General features: G+C 67.3%; 10 protein-coding genes and 1 pseudogene. All 11 read right to left on the bottom strand.

Annotated features, from left to right (window positions below):
• A pseudogene (locus tag PKD06_RS18145) lies at positions 1-544 on the bottom strand (preprotein translocase subunit SecY); the annotation flags it as partial.
• Positions 545-758: 214 nt separating this feature from the next.
• The gene (rplO, locus tag PKD06_RS18140) at positions 759-1,238 is read right to left on the bottom strand and encodes a 50S ribosomal protein L15 (RefSeq protein ID WP_324382619.1); all 480 of its coding nucleotides are present in this window, start codon (positions 1,236-1,238) and stop codon (positions 759-761) included.
• An 11-nt stretch (positions 1,239-1,249) separates the two neighbouring features.
• On the bottom strand, positions 1,250-1,444 hold the full coding sequence (gene rpmD / locus PKD06_RS18135) for a 50S ribosomal protein L30 (RefSeq protein WP_324382617.1): 195 nt from the start codon (positions 1,442-1,444) through the stop codon (positions 1,250-1,252).
• Positions 1,445-1,454: 10 nt separating this feature from the next.
• Positions 1,455-2,057 (bottom strand): 30S ribosomal protein S5, encoded by a 603-nt coding sequence (gene rpsE, locus PKD06_RS18130; RefSeq protein ID WP_324382615.1) that lies wholly within the window; start codon positions 2,055-2,057, stop codon positions 1,455-1,457.
• A 74-nt stretch (positions 2,058-2,131) separates the two neighbouring features.
• On the bottom strand, positions 2,132-2,494 hold the full coding sequence (rplR, locus tag PKD06_RS18125; protein WP_324382613.1) for a 50S ribosomal protein L18: 363 nt from the start codon (positions 2,492-2,494) through the stop codon (positions 2,132-2,134).
• Positions 2,495-2,505: 11 nt separating this feature from the next.
• Positions 2,506-3,039 carry a 50S ribosomal protein L6 gene (gene rplF, locus PKD06_RS18120; RefSeq protein ID WP_324382611.1) on the bottom strand — a complete coding sequence of 178 codons (534 nt, stop codon included), beginning with the start codon at positions 3,037-3,039 and terminating at the stop codon, positions 2,506-2,508.
• 153 nt (positions 3,040-3,192) lie between these two features.
• The gene (gene rpsH / locus PKD06_RS18115; protein ID WP_324382608.1) at positions 3,193-3,591 is read right to left on the bottom strand and encodes a 30S ribosomal protein S8; all 399 of its coding nucleotides are present in this window, start codon (positions 3,589-3,591) and stop codon (positions 3,193-3,195) included.
• Positions 3,592-3,604: 13 nt separating this feature from the next.
• Positions 3,605-3,910: a 30S ribosomal protein S14 gene (gene rpsN / locus PKD06_RS18110; RefSeq protein WP_324382606.1), complete on the bottom strand. Its 306-nt coding sequence runs from the start codon at positions 3,908-3,910 to the stop codon at positions 3,605-3,607.
• A gap of 46 nt (positions 3,911-3,956) precedes the next feature.
• A complete protein-coding gene (gene rplE / locus PKD06_RS18105) occupies positions 3,957-4,565 on the bottom strand; it encodes a 50S ribosomal protein L5 (RefSeq protein ID WP_324382604.1) in 609 nt (202 codons plus the stop codon).
• A complete protein-coding gene (gene rplX / locus PKD06_RS18100) occupies positions 4,558-4,875 on the bottom strand; it encodes a 50S ribosomal protein L24 (RefSeq protein ID WP_324382602.1) in 318 nt (105 codons plus the stop codon). The genes rplE and rplX overlap by 8 nt, the downstream gene beginning before the upstream one ends.
• Positions 4,875-5,243, bottom strand: coding sequence for a 50S ribosomal protein L14 (rplN, locus tag PKD06_RS18095; protein WP_324382600.1), 369 nt, complete (start codon positions 5,241-5,243; stop codon positions 4,875-4,877). Before rplN ends, rplX begins: the two co-directional genes overlap by 1 nt.
• Positions 5,244-5,346: the final 103 nt, after the last annotated feature.

Here is a 5,346-nt window from a genome sequence, read left to right as displayed (position 1 = left end):
GGCTCGTGATCTGCTCGCCGAGCCACATCAGGAACATCGTGCCGCCGGTCAGCGTGATCACGGTCGAGACGAGGAAGAACGGCCCCGGCTCCTGGACGATGTTGCCGGAGGCCTCGAGGCCGACCGCGATGCCCCAGGACTGGAACAGGGCCAGGACCACCGTGATGTAGCGGGTATATTGGTTGATGATCTTGCGGCCCGACTCGCCCTCCTTCTTCAGCGCCTCGAGCGAGGGAACGACCGAGGTGAGGAGCTGGATGATGATCGAGGCCGAGATATACGGCATGATGTTGAGCGCGAAGATGGCCATGCGCTCGACCGCGCCGCCCGAGAACATGTTGAACATGCCGAGCACGCCGCCGGACGCCTGCTTGAAGCTCTGCTGGAGAGCCTCGGTATTGATGCCGGGAAGCGGGATATAGGTGCCGAGGCGATAGACGAGCAGCGCCCCGAGCGTGAACCAGATGCGCTTCTTGAGTTCCTCGGCCTTGGCAATGGCGCCGAAGTTCAGGTTGGAGGCGAGCTGCTCGGCTGCGGATGCCATCGTCTGTTCCCGATACGCGGCCTGCCGACGGCCGCCGATTGATCGCGGCTAGATGGGCCAGCCGGACCGCTCACTCAAGTCCCGAAAGCCCGGACGTGTCGTCACGGTCCGAGACCCTGAAGATATCATGGCCGGGCCCGCCTCGGCCATCCCGACCCGAGGCCGCAACGGCCGGGACCGGGATGGCCGGGCGGACCCGGCCACGACGAAGAGGTTACGCCTGAGCCGCTTCTTCGCCGCCCAGAACCTTGACGGAGCCACCGGCCTTCTCGATGGCCGCGGCCGCCGACCTGGACGTGCCGGCCACCTCGAAGGCGAGCTTCGCCGTCAACTCGCCCGTGCCGAGGATACGCACGCCGTCGCGCGGCTTCGACAGCACGCCCGCCGCCACCAAAGCCTCAACCGTCACCGGCTGGCCCGCATCGAGCTTGCCGGCATCGACCGCAATCTGGACGCGGCCGAGATTGACCTCGTTATAGTCCTTGGCGTTCGGCGGCGTGAAGCCGCGCTTGGGCAGGCGCCGATGCAGCGGCATCTGGCCGCCTTCGAAGCCCTTGATGGCGACGCCGGTGCGGGCCTTCTGGCCCTTGACGCCCCGTCCGCCCGTCTTGCCCTTGCCGGAGCCGATGCCGCGCCCGACGCGCATGCGCTCCTTCACGGCACCTTCGTTGTCGCGGATCTCGTTGAGTCTCATCGGAGCCTCCCTCAGCCGCGCGGCGCGTCGACGACGCGCACGAGATGCTTGACGGCCTCGATCATCCCTCGCGTCGAGGAATTATCGGGCAACGTCGATCGGCGATGCAGCTTGTTCAGCCCGAGCCCGATCAGCGTCGCGCGCTGATTGCCCTCGCGGCGGATGGGCGAGCCGATCTGCTCGACCGTGACGGTCTTCTCAGCCATTCTCGCCTCCTCACGCGTCGGCGCCCGCGCCGTCCGACAGGTCGGCGTCGCGGCGGCGGGACTGGAGGGCCGAGACCTTGAGGCCGCGGCGCGCGGCGACGGCCCGGGGGCTGTCCTCGCGGCGCAGCGCGTCGAAGGTCGCACGCACCAGGTTGTAGGGATTCGAGGAGCCGAGCGACTTCGCGACGACGTCCTGCATGCCCAGCGTCTCGAAGACGGCGCGCATCGGGCCGCCGGCGATGATGCCGGTGCCCTGCGGAGCGGAACGAAGCACCACCTTGCCCGCGCCCCAGCGGCCGTTCACGTCGTGATGGAGCGTGCGGCCCTCGCGGAGCGCGACGCGGATCATGCCGCGCTTGGCAGCCTCGGTCGCCTTGCGGATGGCCTCGGGCACCTCGCGGGCCTTGCCGTGGCCGTAGCCGACGCGGCCCTTCTGGTCGCCGACGACGACGAGCGCGGCGAAGCCGAAGCGCCGGCCGCCCTTCACCACCTTGGCGACACGGTTGATGTGGACGAGCTTGTCGACAATGTCGGAATCGCGGTCGTCGCGCTGCTCCCGATCCTGGCGGCGCTCGCGACCCGGGCGCCCGCCCGATTGTGGTTCTCTTGCCATATCCTGTCCCGTCTGAACTCGAGCGCGGGCGGCGGCCCGCTCGCTTCGACGTTGCCTCTACCCGATGCCCGCCGTCAGAATTCGAGGCCGCCCTCGCGCGCGGCCTCCGCGAGCGCCTTCACGCGCCCGTGATAGATGTAGCCCGAGCGGTCGAAGACGACCTGCTTGACGCCGGCCGCCGAAGCGCGCTCGGCCACGAGCCGCCCGACTTCCTTGGCGGCCTCGACATCCGCGCCCGTCTTGAGCTTGCCCTTGAGATCCTTCTCCAGGGTCGAGGCGGCGGCGAGGGTGCGGCCCTGCGCGTCGTCGATCACCTGGGCATAGATCTGCTTGGAGGAGCGGAACACCGACAGGCGCGGGCGCCCATTGGCGGCCTTGCGGATCGCGCGACGGACCCGAGCCTTGCGCCGCTCTTCGGCGCCCTTCTTCTCAGCCATGGTCCTGGTCCTTACTTCTTCTTGCCTTCCTTGCGGAAGATGAACTCGCCGGCATATTTCACGCCCTTGCCCTTGTAGGGCTCGGGGCCGCGATAGCCGCGGATCTCGGCGGCGACCTGCCCGACCTTCTGGCGGTCGATGCCGGCCACCACGACCTCGGTCGGCTTCGGCGTCGTGATCGTGATGCCGTCCGGGATCGCGTAATCGATATCGTGGCTATAGCCGAGCGAAAGCTTCAGCGTCTTGCCGGCCATGGCGGCGCGATAGCCGACGCCGTTGATCTCGAGCCGCTTCTCGAACCCCTTGGACACGCCTTCGACGAGGTTCGCCACCTGCGCCCGGGACATGCCCCAATAGGAGCGCGCAACCTTCGACTGGTCGCGCGGCTGCACGGAGACGGCCCCGTCCTTGAACTCGACCGTCACCTCGTCGGGCACACGGAACGACATCTCGCCCTTCGAGCCCTTGACCTTCACCAACTGGCCATCGACCGTCGCCGTCACCCCGGACGGGACCGTCACCGGCTTCTTCCCTACGCGAGACATCCTCGCCTCCGATTCCTGGGATGAGCCGCAGCCCACCCAAACCCCGATCAACCTTCCCTTGTCATCGCCGGGCTCGGCCCGGCGTTCCCGACCGGAAGGCCGCGAGGGCCCGGATCGGGATGGCCGGGACGAACCCGGCCATGACGGAAGGCGCTAGAACACCTGACAGAGCACCTCGCCGCCGACATTGCGCTCGCGAGCCTCGTGATCGGCCATGACGCCCTGCGGGGTCGAGACGATCGTGACGCCGAGGCCGTCCGCGACGCGCGGCAGCGCATCCACCGACGCATAGACGCGGCGGCCGGGCTTGGAGACGCGGCTGATCTTGCGGATCACCGGCTCGCCCTCGTAATATTTCAGCTCGATCAGGAATTCCGAGCGGCCGTTGCCGTAATCGGTCGCGCCGTAGTCGCGGATGAAGCCTTCCGACTTCAGCACGTCGAGCACGCGGGCGCGCAGCTTCGAGCCGGGGGTGGACACCGTGTTCCGCTTGCGGAGCTGGGCGTTGCGGATGCGAGTCAGCATATCGCCGAGAGGATCGTTCATCGACATATCCGGTCCTCCCTCACCAGCTCGACTTCACGAGGCCGGGGATCATCCCCTGCGAGCCCAGCTCGCGGAGCGCGATCCGCGACATGCCGAGCTTGCGGTAATAGGCGCGCGGACGGCCCGTCACCTCGCAGCGGTTCTTGATCCGCGTCTTGGAGGAATTGCGCGGCAGCTCGGCCAGCTTGATGCGGGCCTCGAAGCGCTCCTCCATCGACAGGCCCTGGTCGTTGGCCGTCGCGGTGAGCGCGGCGCGCTTCGCCGCGAACCGGGCCACCATCGCCCGCCGCCTCTTGTTCTTCTCGATCGAACTCTTTTTCGCCATCTGTCTCTCTCCGGTGTCCGCGTTTGACGAGGGCCTCAGGCCGCCGTCACTGCCGGAACGGGAAGTTGAAATGCTTGAGGAGCGCACGCGCCTCGTCGTCGGTCTTGGCCGTCGTCGCGATGATGACGTCCATGCCCCAGATCTGCTCCGCCTTGTCGTAGTTGATCTCGGGGAAGACGAGGTGCTCCTTGATGCCCATGGCATAGTTGCCGCGGCCGTCGAAGGAGCGCGGGTTGAGGCCGCGGAAGTCGCGCACCCGCGGCAGGGCCACGGTCACGAGACGGTCCAGGAACTCGTACATCCGCGCCTTGCGGAGCGTCACCTTGGCGCCGATCGGCATGTTCTCGCGCACCTTGAAGGTCGCGATCGCCTTGCGGGCGCGGGTGACGACGGGCTTCTGGCCGGCGATCAAGGCGAGATCGGCTGCGGCGACCGACGCCTTCTTGGAATCGGCGGTCGATTCGCCGACGCCCATGTTCAGCACGATCTTCTCGATCTGCGGAACCTGCATCGGGTTCTTGTAGCCGAATTCCTCGATCAGCTTCTGGCGCACGACCTCGTCGTAATGCTTGCGCATGCGGGGCAGGTAGCCCTTCGCGAGATCGCTGACCTCGGCGGCGCCTTCCGCCTGCGGGGCCTTGGGGGTCTTAGCCATCGATCGGATCTCCGGAGCGCTTGGCGAACCTGATCTTGCGGCCGTCGTCGAGGACGCGGAAACCGACGCGGGTCGGCTTGCCGTCCTTCGGGTCCGCGACCGCGAGGTTCGACAGATGGATCGGCGCCTCTTTCGAGATGATGCCGCCTTCCTGGTTCATGGACTGCTTCTGGTGGCGCTTCACCACGTTGACGCCGCGGACGAGCGCACGCTCCTCCTTCGGCATCACCTGGAGAACCTCGCCGGAGCGGCCGCTGTCACGGCCGGTCAGGACGACGACGCGGTCGCCCTTGCGGATCTTGGCCGCCATCACAGCACCTCCGGGGCGAGCGAGATGATCTTCATGTGGTTCCTGGCCCGCAGCTCGCGCGGCACCGGCCCGAAGATGCGGGTGCCGATCGGCTCCTTCTGATTGTTGATCAGAACGGCCGCGTTCTTGTCGAAGCGGATGACCGAGCCGTCGGGACGGCGGATGTCCTTGGCGGTGCGGACGATGACCGCCTTCATGACGTCGCCCTTCTTGACGCGCCCGCGCGGAATCGCCTCCTTCACCGACACCACGATGATGTCGCCGACGCCGGCGGTCTTGCGCTTGGAGCCGCCGAGCACCTTGATGCACATCACGCGGCGCGCGCCGGAATTGTCCGCGACGTCCAGATTCGTCTGCATCTGGATCATGATCCAAATCCTTTCTCTGTCTCAGACGGTTTCGGCGGGGCTTCTCGAAGCCCGGCCGACTGCGCCTGACGGGGATCTCGGTCCCCATCTTCCAAATATCGTC

It is taken from the genome of Enterovirga sp. (genome assembly GCF_035325185.1).
Classification (GTDB): Bacteria; Pseudomonadota; Alphaproteobacteria; order Rhizobiales; family Beijerinckiaceae; genus Enterovirga.
Note: the sequence above shows the minus strand (reverse complement) of the source record. Positions and strands in the feature narration are given on the sequence as shown.

Coding starts and splice junctions, on each gene's coding strand:
- rpsN (WP_324382606.1), bottom strand. CDS start 3,910: ATGGCGAAAAAGAGTTCGATCGAGAAGAACAAGAGGCGGCGGGCGATG.
- rplX (WP_324382602.1), bottom strand. CDS start 4,875: ATGGCGGCCAAGATCCGCAAGGGCGACCGCGTCGTCGTCCTGACCGGC.
- rplO (WP_324382619.1), bottom strand. CDS start 1,238: ATGAGACTCAACGAGATCCGCGACAACGAAGGTGCCGTGAAGGAGCGC.
- rplR (WP_324382613.1), bottom strand. CDS start 2,494: ATGGCTGAGAAGAAGGGCGCCGAAGAGCGGCGCAAGGCTCGGGTCCGT.
- rplE (WP_324382604.1), bottom strand. CDS start 4,565: ATGGCTAAGACCCCCAAGGCCCCGCAGGCGGAAGGCGCCGCCGAGGTC.
- rpmD (WP_324382617.1), bottom strand. CDS start 1,444: ATGGCTGAGAAGACCGTCACGGTCGAGCAGATCGGCTCGCCCATCCGC.
- rpsH (WP_324382608.1), bottom strand. CDS start 3,591: ATGTCGATGAACGATCCTCTCGGCGATATGCTGACTCGCATCCGCAAC.
- rpsE (WP_324382615.1), bottom strand. CDS start 2,057: ATGGCAAGAGAACCACAATCGGGCGGGCGCCCGGGTCGCGAGCGCCGC.
- rplF (WP_324382611.1), bottom strand. CDS start 3,039: ATGTCTCGCGTAGGGAAGAAGCCGGTGACGGTCCCGTCCGGGGTGACG.
- rplN (WP_324382600.1), bottom strand. CDS start 5,243: ATGATCCAGATGCAGACGAATCTGGACGTCGCGGACAATTCCGGCGCG.